This is a genomic window from Halothece sp. PCC 7418, from assembly GCF_000317635.1.
GTDB lineage: Bacteria > Cyanobacteriota > Cyanobacteriia > Cyanobacteriales > Rubidibacteraceae > Halothece.
In genome coordinates this window covers 3592353-3611077 of record NC_019779.1, presented here as the reverse complement: position 1 = coordinate 3611077, position 18725 = coordinate 3592353, and the positions used below count along the sequence as shown (strand labels likewise).

15 protein-coding genes are annotated in these 18725 nt (G+C 41.6%); 5 read left to right on the top strand and 10 right to left on the bottom strand.

Annotated features, from left to right (window positions below):
• Nucleotides 1-135 precede the first annotated feature (135 nt).
• The gene (locus PCC7418_RS16555; RefSeq protein WP_015227337.1) at nucleotides 136-996 is read left to right on the top strand and encodes a lipopolysaccharide assembly protein LapB; all 861 of its coding nucleotides are present in this window, start codon (nucleotides 136-138) and stop codon (nucleotides 994-996) included.
• Nucleotides 997-1253: 257 nt separating this feature from the next.
• Here PCC7418_RS16555 and PCC7418_RS16545 read toward each other — a convergent pair whose 3' ends face one another.
• Nucleotides 1254-1538 carry a hypothetical protein gene (locus PCC7418_RS16545; RefSeq protein ID WP_041596755.1) on the bottom strand — a complete coding sequence of 95 codons (285 nt, stop codon included), beginning with the start codon at nucleotides 1536-1538 and terminating at the stop codon, nucleotides 1254-1256.
• A gap of 83 nt (nucleotides 1539-1621) precedes the next feature.
• Entirely contained in the window at nucleotides 1622-2203 is a 582-nt protein-coding gene (locus tag PCC7418_RS19545) for a tetratricopeptide repeat protein (protein WP_015227335.1), read from the bottom strand.
• A gap of 120 nt (nucleotides 2204-2323) precedes the next feature.
• Here PCC7418_RS19545 and cobN point away from each other — a divergent pair, with 120 nt between their 5' ends.
• The 3 genes from cobN to PCC7418_RS16525 all read left to right on the top strand — a co-directional run bounded on the left by cobN (nucleotide 2324) and on the right by PCC7418_RS16525 (nucleotide 7818).
• Nucleotides 2324-6136 (top strand): cobaltochelatase subunit CobN, encoded by a 3813-nt coding sequence (cobN, locus tag PCC7418_RS16535; RefSeq protein WP_015227334.1) that lies wholly within the window; start codon nucleotides 2324-2326, stop codon nucleotides 6134-6136.
• A 79-nt stretch (nucleotides 6137-6215) separates the two neighbouring features.
• Nucleotides 6216-6539, top strand: coding sequence for a recombinase family protein (locus PCC7418_RS16530; protein WP_015227333.1), 324 nt, complete (start codon nucleotides 6216-6218; stop codon nucleotides 6537-6539).
• A 193-nt stretch (nucleotides 6540-6732) separates the two neighbouring features.
• Nucleotides 6733-7818, top strand: coding sequence for an RNA-guided endonuclease TnpB family protein (locus PCC7418_RS16525; protein WP_015227332.1), 1086 nt, complete (start codon nucleotides 6733-6735; stop codon nucleotides 7816-7818).
• 263 nt (nucleotides 7819-8081) lie between these two features.
• Here the strand turns inward: PCC7418_RS16525 and PCC7418_RS16520 are convergent, their stop codons facing one another.
• From PCC7418_RS16520 to PCC7418_RS16485, 8 genes are all read right to left on the bottom strand, one after another.
• Complete coding sequence (locus PCC7418_RS16520; protein WP_015227331.1) at nucleotides 8082-10949, bottom strand: hybrid sensor histidine kinase/response regulator; 2868 nt, start codon at nucleotides 10947-10949, stop codon at nucleotides 8082-8084.
• A gap of 3 nt (nucleotides 10950-10952) precedes the next feature.
• A complete protein-coding gene (locus tag PCC7418_RS16515; RefSeq protein WP_015227330.1) occupies nucleotides 10953-13361 on the bottom strand; it encodes a methyl-accepting chemotaxis protein in 2409 nt (802 codons plus the stop codon).
• 19 nt (nucleotides 13362-13380) lie between these two features.
• Nucleotides 13381-13929 (bottom strand): chemotaxis protein CheW, encoded by a 549-nt coding sequence (locus PCC7418_RS16510; RefSeq protein ID WP_015227329.1) that lies wholly within the window; start codon nucleotides 13927-13929, stop codon nucleotides 13381-13383.
• 4 nt (nucleotides 13930-13933) lie between these two features.
• Nucleotides 13934-14296, bottom strand: a complete 363-nt coding sequence (locus PCC7418_RS16505) for a response regulator (protein WP_015227328.1) — start codon at nucleotides 14294-14296, stop codon at nucleotides 13934-13936.
• A 125-nt stretch (nucleotides 14297-14421) separates the two neighbouring features.
• On the bottom strand, nucleotides 14422-15219 hold the full coding sequence (locus tag PCC7418_RS16500) for an ABC transporter ATP-binding protein (RefSeq protein ID WP_015227327.1): 798 nt from the start codon (nucleotides 15217-15219) through the stop codon (nucleotides 14422-14424).
• Nucleotides 15220-15230: 11 nt separating this feature from the next.
• On the bottom strand, nucleotides 15231-15824 hold the full coding sequence (locus tag PCC7418_RS16495; RefSeq protein WP_015227326.1) for a cysteine hydrolase family protein: 594 nt from the start codon (nucleotides 15822-15824) through the stop codon (nucleotides 15231-15233).
• 48 nt (nucleotides 15825-15872) lie between these two features.
• The gene (locus PCC7418_RS16490) at nucleotides 15873-16706 is read right to left on the bottom strand and encodes an ABC transporter permease (protein ID WP_015227325.1); all 834 of its coding nucleotides are present in this window, start codon (nucleotides 16704-16706) and stop codon (nucleotides 15873-15875) included.
• Nucleotides 16707-16758: 52 nt separating this feature from the next.
• A complete protein-coding gene (locus PCC7418_RS16485; RefSeq protein WP_216086653.1) occupies nucleotides 16759-17745 on the bottom strand; it encodes an ABC transporter substrate-binding protein in 987 nt (328 codons plus the stop codon).
• A gap of 198 nt (nucleotides 17746-17943) precedes the next feature.
• Between PCC7418_RS16485 and PCC7418_RS16480 the strand changes: the two genes are divergently transcribed.
• Entirely contained in the window at nucleotides 17944-18723 is a 780-nt protein-coding gene (locus tag PCC7418_RS16480; RefSeq protein WP_015227323.1) for an MBL fold metallo-hydrolase, read from the top strand.
• The last annotated feature ends 2 nt before the right edge of the window (nucleotides 18724-18725 follow it).

The following is an 18725-nucleotide window of genomic DNA, read 5'->3' as shown; positions in this document are numbered from 1 at the left end:
ACTGGCGAGGTCCACTATCACTCCCACGGGTGAAAGCGCGTGGGATATGAGAATTGCTCAACTGAGGCGGTTGGCGGTGGGGGTGTTAATGTTGTTTAGTGAGTCATTGATAAACACTCTCTCAAAAAAAGTAATATGAGTTCTTCCCCTGATCAGAAAAAAAACAAGACTTGGATTTTAGTCGTTATTGGTATTATTGTTGTCGCCTTCGTGGGGGTTTCTGTGATTCCTTTTCTCAACCCAGACAGTCCACAGCAAGCCAATAATCCATCTTCGGCACAAACGCCACCTGAACAAGCCAATCTCGCGGATCAAGCCAGAGGGTATGAAGCGGTTTTAGAAAAAGAGCCAGATAATGAAAGTGCCTTACAAGGGCTGATTGAAGTTCGGATTCAGCAAGGGGATATTGAAGGCGCACTTCCTCCTTTAGAAAAACTCGCTGATCTCAATCCTGATCAACAAGCCTATCGCATTCTTTTGGCGCAAGCAAAACAGCAAGTGGGTGATTTAGAAGGGGCTGCGGATGCTTATCGCACTATTTTAGATAATCAACCAGGCGATCCTCGGGCGTTACAAGGACTGGTCGATTTATTATTACAACAAAATCGCCCTGAAGCAGCAATTGGTGAGTTGAAAGATACGTTAGCGTTAGCTGAAGGTGGTAATGAAGATATTAATACCACTAGCATTAAGTTATTATTGGCGCAGGTGTATGGTCGGACTGAACAATTTGATGGCGCGATCGCGCTGTATGAAGAAGTTGCAGATAGCAACCCTGGCGATTTCCGTCCTGTTTTAGGACAAGCATTGGTTCAACAGGAAAAAGGAGATGATGAAGCAGCGAAGCCCTTATACGAAAAAGCCTTTGATCTCGCACCCGCACAGTTTAAAGATCAGATTAAACAAATGACTCCTCTGTTAACGGATGAAAATACAACTCAACCAGAAGCAGAAGAAAACACTTCTAATTCGGAAGCCACTGAAGAACAAGAATAAGTTACAGAAATCGCCGCACGCGCCCACGTGCTTTTAGCCGTGGGATATAAGGCGGTGAGTTGAAGGCTTCGATAGCCTGAAAACGAACAACCTTTGCTATAATAAAGTTATCTTCAATTTCGCGAGAAGTAAAGTTCCGGTTATTGAAGATATTGAGGTAGGGCGCTACCTCAGGTGTTAGAGAGAGTAAGACAGGCTTGTCCTGCGTTTCTTGTTTGATCGCCGAATCAAGCGCGTCTTTAAGACGTGGGAGTGCGTCAATTAAACTGTTCTCTTGCTTTTTCAAACGCTTGATTTAGATCATCCCAAGCGGATTGAAAACCCGATTTAATCTCATCCCAAGCCTCCCCACTGGTCTCTTGTAACTCATTGAGTCGCTGCTGCATGGCTTCTCTTTTTTCCTGAATCTGGTGGATGTGCTGATCCAGTTCTTCTTTTCTTTCTGCACTGGCTTGGGATGCTTTTGCTTTTAATTCATCAATTTTTGACCCCATTTCCGCCAGTTTTTGTTCCATTTCGCCTTTATGGGTTGGTTCAGACATTTGAGTTTTTCCAGACCTCGACATTATTATTCTAGCTTGAATTGGCTTGGTTTATTTCATCTGTCAAAAGATAGATTTATCAATCAAGAACGATCTAGCTCTCTAATAAATTCTACTGTTTCTTGATACCGTTTTTCCTGCTTTTGTTGGCGAAAAAGATTAGCTGCAGTTTCTAATTCATGAAGTGCTTTTTCTTTCTCTCCTTGATCTAAATAGGTCACACCACGGTAATAATGCGCGATCGGATTCTTAGGAACTAATTTAACCATCTGATTAAAATCTTGAATCGCTGCTTCTAAGTTTCCTTTTTCTGTCAAAGCAAGCCCACGAATACTATACGCCTTAAAAGAACTCGGATTCATTTCGATTGCTGTATTAAGAGATTGAATCGCCCTCTCTAAATCTCCTTTTTCACGAAGGTTTATTCCTTCTCTGATATAAGTTTGAGAATCACCTTTTATTTTTAGAGTTAAAACAGCAATCAATCCTACTCCTAAAATGAGTAAACCACTAAGCGGTATCGTAATCCAGTAAAAGACCCATGAAAAATGTATAGCATTAGGATAGATCAGTGTGAATAAAAGAGGGGCAACATTTATCAAGATCACGAAAAGGAAGGTAATCAAAAAAAGGTTAAATAAAAAGGAATCGTCATTTTTTGCCATCACTGCACCTGTTTAAGTTTTTAATGAAACTAGGTAAATCTTCAATTTTTGTCTTTCCTTTAATTTTTCATTCATGCTATCATCTTGTAACGATACAGAATTCAGGATGAAGTAAGATTTATGCACCGTATTGCAGCAACTCCAGGGGGTTGGAGTCCCGAAACAGAAGGGGTGGTTTTTATTGAACAAAATCCTGCACCGATCGTTATTTTAACCGCAGCAGATACCGATATTCAGATGTTAGCAAGTGCAGTGTCACAACTTCCCCCTGAGTTTCCAGAGGTGCGGGTTGCGAATATTTTAAATCTGCAACAAGAGTTAAGTATCGATACGTATGCAGATACGGTTTTAAGAGAAGCTAAAGTGATTATTTTAAGGCTTTTAGGGGGACGGGCGTATTGGTCTTATGGGTTAGAAGTGGTTAAAGAAACGGTAGAGGAAAATGGGGCTTCTCTTTTTGTTTTACCAGGAGACGATCGCGCTGATCCTGCTTTAATTAGTCACTCGACTGTCTCTCTTTCTGCGGTCAATCAATTATGGCAATATTTCATTGAAGGGGGAGTCGAAAACTGTCGTCATAGCTTACAGTTTGTTGCTGATTTAGGCTGCGGAACCAACTATCAACCCCCTGCTGTTAAATCTGTTCCTAAAGTTGGAATTTATTCGTCTTCTTTCCTTTCAGATAAAGAAACAAATCAAAAGCGAGTTGCAATCTTATTTTACCGCGCTCATTATTTAGCAGGGAACACAGCCCCGATTGATTTATTGTGTGAAGAATTAACTCAGAAAAATTTATCTCCTGTGCCAATTTTTGTTTCTGCTTTAAGTCAAGAAGAAGTGCAAGCAGAGGTTTTAGACTATTGTCAAAATATTGAACTGGTTTTGAATACAACTAGTTTTTCTTTAGCGAAGTTTGGAGAAGAACAACAAAACAGTTTTTGGCAAAAATTAAATGTTCCAGTTTTACAAGTAATTTTAAGTGGGGGAACCAAAGAACAGTGGGAAAGTGGAATGCAAGGTTTAAATCCGCGAGATGTAGCGATGAATGTTGCACTTCCAGAAGTCGATGGGCGAGTGATTACTCGGGCGATTTCCTTTAAGTCTTCTCAGCAGTGGAATGAACAGTTAGAAACCGATGTCATTGCTTATAAACCACTGCGCGATCGCGCGGAATTTGTTATTAATTTAGCCCACAATTGGATTCAACTTAAAAATACTAAAAATGCTGATAAAAAAGTTGCGCTGATTCTGGCGAATTATCCGAATAAAGATGGAAGACTTGCCAATGGGGTGGGGTTAGATACACCAGAAAGTTGTGTTGAAATCTTAAAAGCCTTAAACGCATCTGGATATCAAGTTTCTAAACTTCCAGAGACAGGAGATGAGTTAATTCAATGGCTAACTGAAGGCGTAACAAATGACCCAGAAGGACAATCTTATCGTCAAGTGAAACAATCGCTTTCAAGAGAAAGTTATCAAGATTATTTTGCGAGGCTTCCGCAAGCAATACAGGAAGCCATTACCCAACGTTGGGGAGAAATCAAAACAGATCATTTTCCCATTTCTGGAATCCAACTCGGAAATATTTTTGTAGGAATACAACCTTCTCGCGGATACGATTTCGATCCCACATTAAACTATCATTCTCCTGATTTAGAACCGACACCAGAGTATCTCGCCTTCTATCATTGGTTACGTCAAGACTTTCAAACCCAAGCGATTATTCATGTGGGAAAACATGGGAATCTAGAATGGTTACCTGGAAAAAGTTTGAGTCTCAGTAATATTTGTTACCCTGAAATTGCCCTGAGTTCGATTCCTCATTTTTACCCGTTTATTGTCAATGATCCTGGAGAAGGGTCACAAGCAAAACGTCGCGCCCATGGTGTTATTTTAGACCACTTAACTCCGCCCTTAACTCGTGCAGAATTATATGGATCATTACAACAGTTGGAAGGGTTAATTGATGAATACTATGAAGCGCAAACCCTCGATCCCACTCGGCTTCCTTTGATTGCAGATAAAATCACAGAATTAGTCACTCAAGAAAATCTGCATCAAGACTTCGGAATGGAAGAGTTTAATCGCGATCGCGTGAGTGAATTTTTAACCTTAGCAGATGGCTATTTATGTGACCTAAAAGAAGCCCAAATCCGAGACGGTTTACATATTTTTGGCAACTGTCCACAAGGGAGACAACTGCGAGATTTAATTTTATCAATTGCTCGTTCTCCTAGCCAAAATCATCTTGGCATTACTCGCGCGATCGCGCAATCGTATCATCTCGATTTCGATCCGCTAACCACTGACTATTCTCAACCCTTCTCTTACGATCAAAACCAAACTTCTTTCCCTAAAAACTTATCAAGTTCCCGCATTATTGGGGATGTCGTCGCCCTCTTAGAAGAGTATGCAGCAGAACTAATTTCTACCCATATTTTATCTGAACTATCACAGCCTTCCATAACCCCCCTTACGAAGAGGGGCGAAGGGGGGATCGAGAACGAAAAGACTGTTTTCAAACCTATTTTAGATCATCAACCCTTCTCTTCTCTCCCTACCTTACTCCAAAAAGAACTAACTTGGATACAAACTGATTTACTCCCAAAACTGAAAGCAACCCCGCAAGAAATCCAAAACTTACGCCACGGACTCAACGGAGATTATATCCCCCCAGGTGCAGCAGGCGCACCGACGCGCGGACGACCCGATGTCCTCCCCACAGGGCGCAACTTCTATTCCGTCGATATTCGAGGGATTCCCACGGAAACGGCTTGGGATGTGGGCTATAAAGCAGCAGAAGCCCTGATTGAGCGTTATACCCAAGATAACGGGGAATATCCACAATCTCTCGCGATTTCGGTTTGGGGAACCTCTACCATGCGGACTGGCGGAGATGATATCGCCCAAGCGTTTGCATTAATGGGCGTGAGACCCGTTTGGGATGGCATTTCACGGCGGGTGGTGGATTTTGAAGTTTTACCCCTCTCAGTTTTAAATCGTCCCCGTGTGGATGTCACATTGCGGGTCTCTGGCTTTTTTCGAGATGGCTTCCCCAATCTCTTAGATTTATTTAATCAAGTGACAGACGCGGTTGCTAACTTAAATGAAACCCCAGAAGACAATCCCTTAGCTACCCAAGCCGAAAAAGAAAGCAACTACTGGCAACAACAAGGGTTATCCTTAGAAGAAGCAAAAGCGCGATCGCGCTACCGAATTTTTGGCTCGAAACCAGGCGCCTATGGTGCAGGCTTACAAGGCTTAATTGAAGCCCAAAACTGGCAATCTGACGAAGATTTAGCCCAGGCTTACATCAACTGGAGTAGTTACGCTTACACCCGCCAAGGAATCGGAAAAGCAGCCCCCCAAGCCTTTAGTCAACGCCTCGAAAACTTACAAGTGGTCCTCCATAACCAAGACAACCGCGAACATGATTTATTAGACTCCGACGACTATTATCAATTCCAAGGAGGATTAACCGCTGCGGTACGGGCGGTCAGAGGGAAAAATCCTCAGACCTATTTCGGGGATAATTCTGTGATGGAAAACCCGAAAGTGAGACAATTAAGTGAAGAAATCACCCGTGTTTATCGGTCTCGGGTGGTCAATCCCAAATGGATCGAAGGGGTAATGCGTCATGGCTACAAAGGGGCGTTTGAAATGTCAGCCACCGTCGATTATCTCTTCGCCTATGATGCAACCGCGCAATGTGTTCAAGATTATATGTATGAAGGGGTCACGCAAGCCTATCTTCTTGATGAGAACGTTCAACAGTTTTTAGAAGAGAAAAACCCTTGGGCGATGCGAGATATTGCAGAAAGACTGTTAGAAGCCCAACAACGAGGAATGTGGAATAATGCTTCTCCCGAAACCCTAGACCAACTAAGAAATATCGTTCACCAAGCAGAAGGAGTGGTAGAAGAGAGAATATAGCGGTGAGGGCTTAAAACAGAAAACAAAATCTTGGATAAAGTTTGTTATACTTAAACAAGCAAACAGATTTAACCAATATATGTCTAATCTAGTTACAGTTTCTGAAGCAGCAGAACTCTTAGGTGTTTCCACAAGAACCATCCGCAGGTGGGAATCTGAAGGACGGATCAAAGCAGTCCGTACTGAAGGAAACCATCGTCGGTTCGAGGTGTCGGAACTCTTGGGTAAAAACAAAGATGCTTCTTTAACTGTTGCTTACGCCCGTGTTAGCAGTAATGACCAAAAAGAAGACCTGAAGAGACAAGAAATTGTTTTGGAGTCTTTTTGTTCCAAAAATGGTTGGTCTTACGAGTTAATATCTGACTTAGGTTCTGGAATTAATTATCGCAAGAAAGGATTATAGCGTTTCCTAGTTGGTTGAGGTACGTAATGCGAGTCGGTGGATGTTCATGGTTCATGGTTCATGGTTCGTGGTTCATTGATTAACAACCAACAAAGAACAAAGAACAAAGAACAAAGAACAAAGAATACAGTTCGAGAAGTGGCAAAAATAAACAAATTGTCCAAGAGTTAAAAGAGGTAGCCAAAGACTTAAAATGATCCTCTCTTTTAAGACTGAATTAACCCTTAATAATCAACAGAAAACTCTTTGTGCTAAACACGCAGGAGTGGCTCGGCACGCTTATAACTGGGGATTATCGTTAACTAAGTTCATCCTTGATCATAATAAAGCAAATCCTGACGATAAACTTAAGTTTCCTTCAGCAATTGAACTTCACAAGTTATTAGTTGCTCTTTGTAAACCCAAAAATCTTTGGTATTACGAAGTCTCTAAATGCGCTCCTCAATTTGCTTTAAGGAATCTCAGAGAAGCATGGAAAAGATGTTTTGGTGGTGTTTCAAAACCTCCAAAATTTAAGAAAAAAGGCAGGAATGATAGCTTCACCTTAGATGGAAGCATCAAGATTGATCATTTCCAGATCAAACTTCCCAAGATTGGTTGGGTGAGAACTTTTGAGAGACTTCCTCAAGGTGTTAACCCAAAAATAATTACCATTTCTCGCACAGCAGATAGATGGTTTGTCTCTTTTAAGATTGAAGTGGAAGTCAAAAATACACCAAAAGCTCACGAGATTGTAGGAGTTGATTTAGGTGTTAAGACTTTATCGACATTCTCTACTGGAGAAGTGTTTGAAGGTGCGAAGTCTTATCGAAAGTTTGAAGCCAAACTTTCTCGTCTTCAATACTTAAATCGCCATAAAGAAATCGGTTCTAAAAATTGGAAAAAAGCCCAGATTAAGATAGCTAGACTTCATCGAAAGATAGTTAACATTCGTAAAGACGTACTTCATAAGTTAACGACTTATCTTGCTAAGAACCACAGCAAGATTGTTATTGAAGACTTAAACGTTAAAGGAATGTTGGCTAACCATAAACTAGCTAAAGCAATCGCAGATATGGGCTTCTATGAGTTCCGTCGTCAGCTAGAGTATAAATGTCAACTTTATGGTTCTCAATTAATCATTGCTGACCGATGGTTTCCCTCTTCTAAAACTTGTTCTAACTGTGGGACAGTAAAAGAAAAACTATCTCTATCAGAAAGGACTTTTCAATGTGAAAGTTGTGGTTTTAGTTGCGATCGAGACTTAAATGCCAGTAAAAATCTGTATGAGTGCGGGTAGTTCGCTCGTATAAATAGAAGAAGCCTGTGGACTAGATAACGCCGACGTTGCTAGGAAAAGCCCCTCGTGGGAAAGAAGCAGGAAGTTAACGTCAAGTTTAGCCTATTTGGTTAAATTTGTGTAAGTTTATCAGAACGGTCAGGGAGTTGATTACGATTGGGGTGCGGAATGTGGGCTATAACACACAGACTGATGAAACCGTCCTAGAAGGACGGGACTTGAATGCTGCTATTATCGGTCAACCCCAGTCACTCTCTAGAGCCCTACGCGCTGGGGATCCGTTCATTTATCATGGTGGCAAGGGTGCTGAGTAACTCTTGCTCGTTGTAGGGTTTAGAGAAGTAAGCAGACGCGCCTAACTTTATCGCTAGTTTGCGGTGTTTCTCATTTCCCCGAGAGGTTAACATCGCAATCGGTAACTGTTTAAACTCGGGATGATTTTTGATTTCTCCTAAAACCCCGTAACCATCCAGACGAGGCATTTCAATATCACAGATGGCTGCTTTGATGGGTAAGCCACTGAAAACTTTATCCACCGCTTCTTGTCCATCTTTGGCTTGTTCGACTTGATAGCCCGCTTTTTCTAAGGCTAAGGCGAGATAACGGCGGACATGAATTGAGTCGTCAATGATGAGAATGGTGTCTGTCTCCATGGTCTGATCGGGAGAGGCGACATCAGAAGGGGCTTCAGTTTCTGTGTGGGGTTGTTGAAACCAGTTGAGAAGTTGTACTGGATCAACTAGCGGAATCGGACGACCATCTCCTAAAACTGTCGCACCTGTTACCCCAGGCGGTAAGGGAAGAGGACTGTCAACGCTACGCAATGCGACTTCTTGCTCTTGCCAGAAGCGATCTACCCGCAGCCCTTGCCATGATCCCCGATAATTGACAATTAAGACGGTAGCGCGATCGAGCGTTGCAGTTCCTCTCATGACAAAAGGTTTCACAGGACGATTAAACCGTGACCAAGCCTCTAAACTGGTGATCGGGACGATCGCGCCATTCCAGAGGATTTCTCCTGTAGCTTCGGCTTCGGCATCGAAGGGCGCAAAGGCTTTCACCATTTCCACAGGAAGGGCAAACACCAGCCCAGCACTTTCCACGATTGTAACCCGCGCAATGGAAACCGAGAGCGGAAAACTGATTCTAAAGGTTGTTCCCGCGCCCAATTTTGTATCCACATGAACGTCACCGCGAATTTTTTCTAAGTTGGTGCGAACTACGTCCATGCCCACGCCACGCCCTGATAATTCTGTCACCCGTTCGGCGGTGGAAAAGCCAGGGGTAAAAATGGAGTCGAGAAGTTTTTGATCGCTGAATTGTTCGATTTCAGAGGGGGTCACGCCCATTTCCTGCAAACGCGCTTTAATTTTGTCGCGATTAATCCCACCGCCATCATCGCTAATGGAAATCATGGTTTTATTCCCCTGATTGACCGCATTCAGGGTGATTTTGCCTTGCTCTGGTTTCCCTTGCTGGAGGCGAGTTTGAGGGTCTTCAATCCCATGGTCAAAGGCATTACGGAGGAGGTGATTTAAGGGGGCGGATAGGGCTTCAAACGCAGCGCGATCGATGAGTGTATTTTCTCCCTGAATTTCAATGGTAACGGGTTTATCATACTGAACCGACAAATCTCGAATCACCCGTCGGAATCCTTTCACTGCTTCGGAAAAAGGGCGGGTTTGTACTCTAGTAATCCCTCGTTGTAAATCGCTGGTGGTAAAATTTAATTCCCCCATGGCTTGGTTAACTTCTCGGGAACTGACTTCTAGGTCACTGGTTACTTCCTGTAACTGAACAATGGTTTCCATTTGTTCTTGGAAGAGAACGTGCAAGTCACTGTAGCGATCCATTTCTAGGGTGTCGAAGTCTTCCGTTTCCAGACTGGGCGTGTTAGAAACGGTTACCCGTTCATAATTTAATTTGTCATACCATTTTCGCAGTTGTGTGTTGGCTTGCTCTAGTTGCTGAGTTCTTGATTTACTGAGATTTACAAACTCTTCCAACTCCGAGAGACGAGAGTTGAGTAATTCCCGTTCTAGAATTAAACGACTAAAGAGGGTATTGATGCGAGCGAGTTGTTCCACAGAAACCCTGACGGTACTCTCTTCGCGTTGGGTGGGAACAGGGAGTTCTTCAATTTGTGGTTGAGAGGTTTCGCTTACCGTTTCTTCTGGCTTCTCAGATAAACTTGGAGTAACCGTTGCCATTTCCTCCTCTGATGCTTCAGGGATGTCTAAAGCGTCAAAATCAGGAATCTCCCAGTTTTCTTCTGCTGCAACGGCTTCGAGATCTTCAAAACTGGATAGATCGAAATCATCAAAATCAGGAATTTCCCAGTTTTCCATTTCCTCAGAAACCACTTCACTGGTGTCGAGTTGAGGGGAGAGATGTTCTTGACGACCGAGTTGAATCAGGGCTTGTGAGCGTTCCCATTGCGCGATCGCGCTGCGCGTTAAAGATTTTACCTGTTCTAAAGGACTCTCATTTAAATGCTGCTGAACCGACTCACATAAGCCCACAAACGGCTCACACTCAATCATCCGTCCAAAATCCGCTAATTCCTCGCTGGTATTTTTTAAAGCAACTGTCAATTCTTTAGGAGAAAGCAGCGTCAATTGTTCTTTTAATCGCTCTAAAGTCTCTTCCACCCCAGTGCCAAAAAGCAAATCAGCAACATCAGCATCTTCTTCTTTCGAGAGTAATGCAGTTTCATCTGCCTCGGTTAATTCGCCTAACCGTTCCCGCAGGGGGTCAAAAATGCTTGTTGTTTGTTGCTCTAACCAGTCTGGTTGTGGGGGCTGACCTTGACGATATTGGTCACCAATTGCCCGTAAACAATCGACTCCTCGCAGTAAAAAAGTTTCTAACTCCGTATTGACTTCTACCTGTTGAAAACGCGCCTGCAAAATTTTCAGGTAATCTTCCAGAGCATGAGCGGTGCGACTGAGCGCACCAAACCCCATCATCGCAGCCCCCCCTTTAATGGAATGGGCTGCCCTGGCTGCTGCATCAAATTCTTTTAAATCAACCCCTTGTTCCGCAATTCCTAAAAGGGCTGACTCTAGCTGATCACAATATTCAATGGCTTCTTCAAGAAAATCCTGTCTCGCTTGTGCTTCGCTATCCATATCTTACTTCTCCACCTTGAACTGTTCTACGGAGGCTTCTAGACTTTGTGCCACTTGGGCGGTTTCTTGAATTGCCTCAGCAACTTCTTTTGAGGTTTCCGAACGTTTTTGCGAAGATGCGGTCACTTGTTCCATCAGTCGTGAGACCGCTTGTGAAGTTTCGGCTTGGGATACCGTGGAATCAGAAATCGACTGCATGAGATTATTAATTTCTTCGGAACGCGCAACCACTTCCGCTAGGCGGGCTTTTGTTTCTTCTACGGAACGGCTACTTTCAACCACCTCAGACGTGCCTTGTTCCATGGTTTCAATGGCTTCTTGGGTTTCATTTTGAATGGTGGCAACAATTTGAGCAATCTCTTTCGCTGCAGATGCCGATTGTTCCGCTAAGGCTTCCACCTGTTCTGCAACCGCCGTAAAGCCTTGTCCTAATTCCCCAGCACGGTGGGCTTCCACACTGGCATTAATCGCCAGTAAGCTGGTTTTTAAGGAAATTTCATCAATGAGAGAAACCACCTGCGAAATCTTTTGGGCTGATTCTCCCATTTGTTTCATTTTTTTGGAGGTTTCACCGACAGTAGCCCGTAAACTTTGAATACTTTCTACGGTTTGATCCATGGCTTGATTCCCTTCTTGGGCGGTGAAAAGGGCAGTATTAGCAATGCTGGCTGCTTTTTGGGCATTTTTTGCCACTTCTTGAATAGAACGGTTCATCGCTTCGACCGAGTTGAGTGTCTCTTGAATTTCTTCGGCTTCGGCGATCGCGCCCTCAGCAACTTCCCGAATTTCTTGCTCATTGTCTCCCAGAGAAGAACTCACTCGACTGGCAGCAACTTTTACTTGTTGCGCCGTGTCTTGCAAGTTCTCTACCACCGCATTAAACAAGTCTGCAACAATTCCAATATCTCCTTCCATCAACTGCGCCCGCACGGTTAAATCGCCATCGGCAGCTTGTTCAATATCAGTCATTAACCGCGCCACTTCTTCTTCTAGTTCTTCCCGTTGTTGTCGTTGTTGTTCGACACTTTCTTCTTGTTCTTTCAGGAGTTGTTGGACTCGCTCAACCAGGTTGTTGTAACTTTGTGCAAGAATTTGGGTTTCATAACTTCCTTGAGGTTCTGCTCTTGCGGAAAGATTACCTGAAGCTGCTCGGAATGCTGCTTCTGATACATTGGTGAGAGGAGAGGCTAAGCCACGAGCTAAAGTAAACGTTAGTCCCACTGCTGCGACACCCAGAAGTGAACCCACTAGAGCGAATACAGTAATCAATTCGTTTCCCGCATTGGCCAAGATTTGATGATCGACGGACGAAATGCTGACCCAGTCTGTTCTTGGAATGGTGGTCATTTCGTAGGTTCGTCCCTCATAGCTAAAACTAAAACGAGCAATGGGATCACCGGTTTCTCCCACGTAAAAATCAGATTCAAGATTTTCCAGGTTATATTCTCCTTGCAGACGCTCTTTTGCAGCCTCTAGTTTTGATTCTGGGTCATCTAAGGTATCGACTAGAATTTGCCCAGCATCAATAATCGCCTCTCCTCCTTCCACGCGATCGCGCACTAAAGCCCCTTGTTGAGTCACCGTTACTAAGACTTGACTGAGGGACGTATTTAAAACTTGCACTTGTCCTGTTTCTAAAAGACTTGCTTGTTCTAAGTAAACATCCACCACCTGAAAAGTGGAACGAGGAAATCCCACCCGCACTATACCCAAAAATTCATCTGTCTCAGAAGATTGAATCCTCTGTGTAATCTGCATTAAAACTTTACCCGTTGAGGCATCATACTCTAAGTCTCCGATCAATTGTTCTTGAGTTTGACCATTCTGCCACCAAGTTTCATCCCTCTGCACAAAATCTGATGTTACTTGGCTGTAAGCAACATTCAAACCATTTTGTTCGGTAATAATAATTTCACCAATACTTTCAGCACCCGCTAGTTGCTTCACATAATTGCTTAAAATTGGGTTAACTTGAAGCCTCTTGGTCTCATTAAATTGCTTCTCTAACTCTTCAACGGATAGAGCATTAAGATTTTCAGTGATGACTTGGTCACTCCCTTCACGCACTGATTCCACGACTAAGGGATTATTGGCCAGCCTCTCTGGGGTTTCTAAGAGACCCGATAACCGTTCTCTCATTGACTCTGCTGCTAATAACGAGTGTTCTCGTAAGCGCGTTCGATATTGATTTTCAATATTTTCATGAATAATCCACCATCCTGCTCCTGCTGCTACAGTCATTGGTAAGACCACAATTGGTAAGACTCTCCATAATAATTGAATCCATAATCGGTTGGCTTTTTTCGGAGAAGAAAAGGCGTGTTGCCGTGCTGATCCTGATCGGTTACTCTCTTGCTTGGAATTACTTCTTGCAAGAGATTTATTTGCCTTGGAATCCTTTAATTGAGTCATGATTTTTATTCTTTCTATCTTATGATTTAAACTGAATCTGTTGTTGAATTTGATGGGCAATTGCCTCTAAATTAAGAATTGCAATCGGTTCTTGCTCTGATTGGAAATAACCTTGGAGATAGGGCGTTAATACTTGTGGAAACTCCCCAACTGGCGAGACAATTTCTTCTTGCTGAATCCGTAGCGTACGGACAATACGATGAACGCTTAAACCTAAAAGTCTTTGCTGAAAATTACCTTTTTGACTCGGTAATTGCACGATAATTATCGGATAGTATTGCGGAATTTTTTTGACCTGTTCTAATCCTAAAAACTCCGCAAGTGCAATGAGACAAAATACACGATCGCGCCCATTTGTCCATCCCAAAATCCAAGGTGGCATTTGAGGAATTGGTGTAATGGCTGTTGCCGATAACGTTGTTGCTTCCCAAACTTGATCGAGGCTAATGGCAACTTGCAAATCTGATGTCATCCGAAATAACAAATAACGCTCTCCCTCAGCGCGATCGCTGCTAAAGAGTTTAGGAAGAAGTTCTTGTAACCGTTCCGTTGTGCTTGTATTTTTCATCAGCTTAAGCAGTTACTGATTCAACCGCTTCGATCATTTGTTCTTGAGTACAAGGCTTCACCAAATAAACAGCAACTCCTTGTTTGGTTGCCCACTTTTGATCTACCTGTCGATCTTTTGTTGTGCAAGCAATGATCGGAATCTCAGCCGTTTCTGGATTTTTCTTGAGTTTCCGACATAGTTCAAGACCACTCATTTCGGGCATCACTAAATCAGCAACAATCACATCAGGACATTGTTGGCTTACTTGTTCTAAAGCTTCAGCACCACTGAGGGCTGTTGTGACAGTATATCCGCCTTTTTCTAAATAACTTTTGATTAGCTGTACTTCCGATTGAATATCATCAACGACTAATATGTTTTTCATACTTTTTTCCTCATTTGCATCAAATTTTAGTTTTTTTTGACTGGTAATATTATTAATGATTAAATCTAATCAAGCCAACCATTAATGCTCAAATAATGCTCAAATAATGCTCAAAAAAATAAATCTTAACGTAGGGTGTTTAGAACATCGCGTTTTCTTTCTATAAATTCTGGAGTCAACTTCAAATCAAGAGATCTGTTGATAGGTAAATTAATTCCAATTTCTCTTTTTATCCGACCTGGTTGAGTCGCTAAGATATAAAGTCTTTGCGATAAAAAAATTGCCTCTTCAATATCATGAGTTACCATTAAAATTGTGATTTTTGTTTGCTCCCATAATTGCATCAAAAATTCTTGTAACTGCTCTTTTGTTTGTGCATCAAGTGCCCCAAAAGGTTCATCCATTAACAGAACATCTGGCTCATTTGCTAAAGCACGAGCAATGGCAACTCGTTGTTTCATTCCTCCTGAAAGATCTTTCGGGTAAGTATTTGCAAAATCAGATAAGCCAATAATATTCAAGTAATAATGCACTCGCTGTTTCTGTTCAAATTTTGACATTTTTTTTAAATATAAGCCAAAAGCAATATTTTGAGCAACTGTTAACCAAGGATACAGTGTATAATTTTGGAAAATCATTCCTCGATCTGCCCCTGGTCCAAATACAACTTCTCCATCAATGAAAACAGATCCCTTCGTTGGAGAAACTAGACCCGCAATGATATTAAGGAGGGTTGACTTACCACAACCCGATGGACCGACTAAACAAACTAACTCATTTGGAAACAGATGGAGATTAATTTTTTCAAGGACAGTAAGAGTTTGTTTTTTTTCCTTAAATATTTTTGATAAATTATCAACAACTAACTTAGGTGTCGAAAAAGAATCAAACTGTTTCTCTTGTTGAGATTCTTGGTTTAACATAAGAAATAGAATTATTTTTTTAAAACAGAATACATTTTGAGATTGATAAAGTCTTTGAGACTAATTCGAGAGTCTCTCTGTAAGTAAGCCATCGCTTTGAGGGCGGCTTCATGAGCCTCCCAGTCAGCACCAATACAACAATTTTCAAGAACATAAAAATGGTAATCATGTTGATGAGCATCTACAGCAGTATAGTGAACACAAACATTAGTTAAAGCTCCCATTAAAATTAATGTTTTGACATTTAAACCCTTTAATAAAATTTCCAAATCTGTAGCAAAAAAACAACTATACCGACGCTTAGCAATCGTATATTCTCCTTCTTGAGGAGCTAAAGAGGGATAAAAATCAGTTCCTGACCAAGTTTCTAGACAATGTAGCGGTTCTGCTCCGTCTAGCTCTCGTCCAAAGTCAACTTTCTCCTTACGATGAACTTCTTTGGTATGGATAATCGGGATTTTTAAAGATCGGGCGGTTGCAAGAGCTTGTTCTGCCTTTGGAAGAACCTCTTCTGCACCAACCACCTTTAATGGTCCTCCCGTAAAAATATCAGCTTGTAAATCAATGACTAACAGAGCAGCATCCTGACAATTTTGTAATTTCATCGGCTCTCTCCTTAATGTAATGGCTCAATTATATTTCGCAATTAAAGCTCAGTTAGAAGTGCTTTCTGCCCAAGGTAAGGTTAAACGAGCCAAAAGTTTAAAGAAATAATCAAGGGTAAGACCAATTAAACCGATGATAAGAATACAAAATAAAACTCGATCAGTTTGTAAAAATCGTTGGTAGTAAACAATTTTGAAGCCTAACCCATTCTGCGCTGCAATCAATTCTGAAATAACCAAAAAGTTCCATGCTCCAGCAATATTGACTCGGAGTGTATCAAAAATTCCGGGCAAACTTGCAGGTAAAATAACGCGCCACAGTAGATCTTTACGATTTGCTCCCAAAGTATAGGCAGTATTTAACATTTCACTGGGAATAAATTTTACTGTATCAGCAATCATAATTGCGTTGTAGAAAATAACTCCTAGAAAAACAATCAAAATTTTAGCTGGTTCTCCTAATCCTACCCAAAGTACAATGAGAGGCATAAAGGCAGCAACAGGCATATAACGCACGACGCCAATAAAAGATCCAAACAGACTTTCCATACTGTAGAACGTTCCACTGGCAATACCAATGGGAATACCGATTACTGCTGCTAAAAAAAATCCGGCTAGAACCCGACCAGAACTGGCTAAAATATCAGTTAGTAATTCTCCTTCTGTGAGCATTTGAATTCCTGCTTGGAGGACAGTAGTTGGAGCAGGTAAAAAGCGGGAATCAACAAAACCACCGTAGCTAAGAAGACACCATAAGAGCAAAGGAATCACTAAGGCAGTTACAGTGAGAGTTAAATCTAACCACTTTGGAAATCCTTGACGAATACTCCAAAATACAGAAGGTTTTAAGTGACGCTGATTTTTGGAAACAAACTGTGTCATCTGAAATATACCTGATGCCTTTGGTTTAAAGAAAATATTTTCATTAAATGTTTTAACTATTCATGGCTGCTTCAACAAACCGAGGTTCTAGAAATTGTTCTATATTTGTTGGTATATTTTGCACTTCACCCTGCTCAGCAACAAGTTGGGCTAAGTTATTTAAAGATTTCCCTAAATAAATATCACTTTGAGGATTACCAAGCATTTCTAAGTTCCTTTGTGCTTTGGGCAGTTCAATTCCCTTTAAATCAGCAGCTAGAGCATCTGGGGAAATTTGTAGTTTTCGTGCTGCAATTTCTAATCCTTCTTCGGCATTGTTTTCTAAGAAGTCGATCCCCTGAAAAACTCCCTCTACAAAACTCTGAACAGCTTGGGGATTTTCTTCGATAAATTCGGTATCAAAAATATAGAGGTCAGTAATCGCAGTGGGTTTTTGTGACGAATCGTAAATAATGCGTCCATTGCTTCGGGCTTCATTAGCTTGTTGTAAATAAGGAGCATAGGTAACGGCAATATCAACATTATTCGCTTGATAAGCTGCAGCAGCAGCAGAAGGATTAGCATTTAGAAATGTCACATCAGATGGTGATAAACCAAAGTCTTTTAAAACCTGTAACAAGAAAAAGTAACTGACTGTTCCTTTCTCAACTGCAATTTGTTTCCCTCTAAAGTCTTCAATACTTTCAATTGTGTTATCAGCGAGGATACCATCACCTCCCACTGACAAATCTTCAATGAGAACAACGCGAAGATTTTGATCTTGAGCTACTAAAGAAATCAGTTCTGAGCTAATTGGAGCAGCAGCATTGACTTGATCCGCTAAAAAAGCAGCATTAGAATCCGCAGTTGTATCAAATCCCAAAAAATCTACAACTATGTTCCTATCAGCAAAAAAACCTTTTTCCTGTGCAATAAACATTGGCGTAAACCCAATCCAAATATTACCTGCTAAGGAAATAGACGTAGTCCCAGTATTTGATTCGGTTTGATTCTGGTTATTACAAGCATGAATCAATAATCCACCAGTTACTCCAGCCATTAGTTGTAAGGCTCGCCTACGTGAGAAATACCGCCCAGAAGTCATAATTTAAAACCCTATGTGTAATGATCACCAATCATCAACTTTAATGTTAGATTATAGCAGGTTAACTTTCTGATTTGTATGCCGATTTGTTAAAATTCTAAGTAATTTATGAATCGGGGTTAAGTTGATCCCATTAATAATCGCTTTCCGCTTATGAAACCTCAAAAAAAAGTTTGTCACTCTTGGTTTGCCACCCGTAGAATTACTGATGAATTGCTTTGTATTAATGAAATCTATTATTGGGAGTGGAATCGCGCTAATATTTGGTTCATCAAAGGAGAAACACAAGATCTTTTAATTGATACTGGTTTAGGAGTAGCAAGTTTGCGCCAACATCTGGCTTCTCTTATTGATAAACCCCTCCTTGCTGTTGCCTCTCATGTTCATTTTGATCATGCAGGAGGGCTACATGAATTTGAAGATCGCGCCATTCATGAAGCAGAAGCAAAGGCTTTATGTTCGGGTGATAAAATTGCCACCCTCACTGATCCTTCCCTTCACTGGATTTTGGATGAACATTTTACCGAACTTCCTTATTCTGGATTTACAGCAAGCCAATATACATTTCGAGGAGTTGAAGCGACTCAAGTTTTGGAAAACGGAGATGTCATTGATTTGGGAAATCGTGCTTTTGAAGTGCTCCATTTACCAGGACATTCCCCTGGCGCGATCGCACTTTATGATCCTATTAAAAAAGAACTTTTTTCTGGAGATGTGGTTTACGATGGCGAGCTACTTGATCAACTGCCAGGGAGTGACCCGACCATTTATCAAGAAACCTACCGACGGTTACAAAAGGTTGCAGTAGAAGCAGTATTTCCTGGACATTATCGCTCTTTTGGAAAAGACCGCTTACAAGAATTAATTGCTGATTATTTAGAGGCAAAACGACAACCTGGTTGTCCTCATGAATTTAAAGATCAATCAACGTGAAA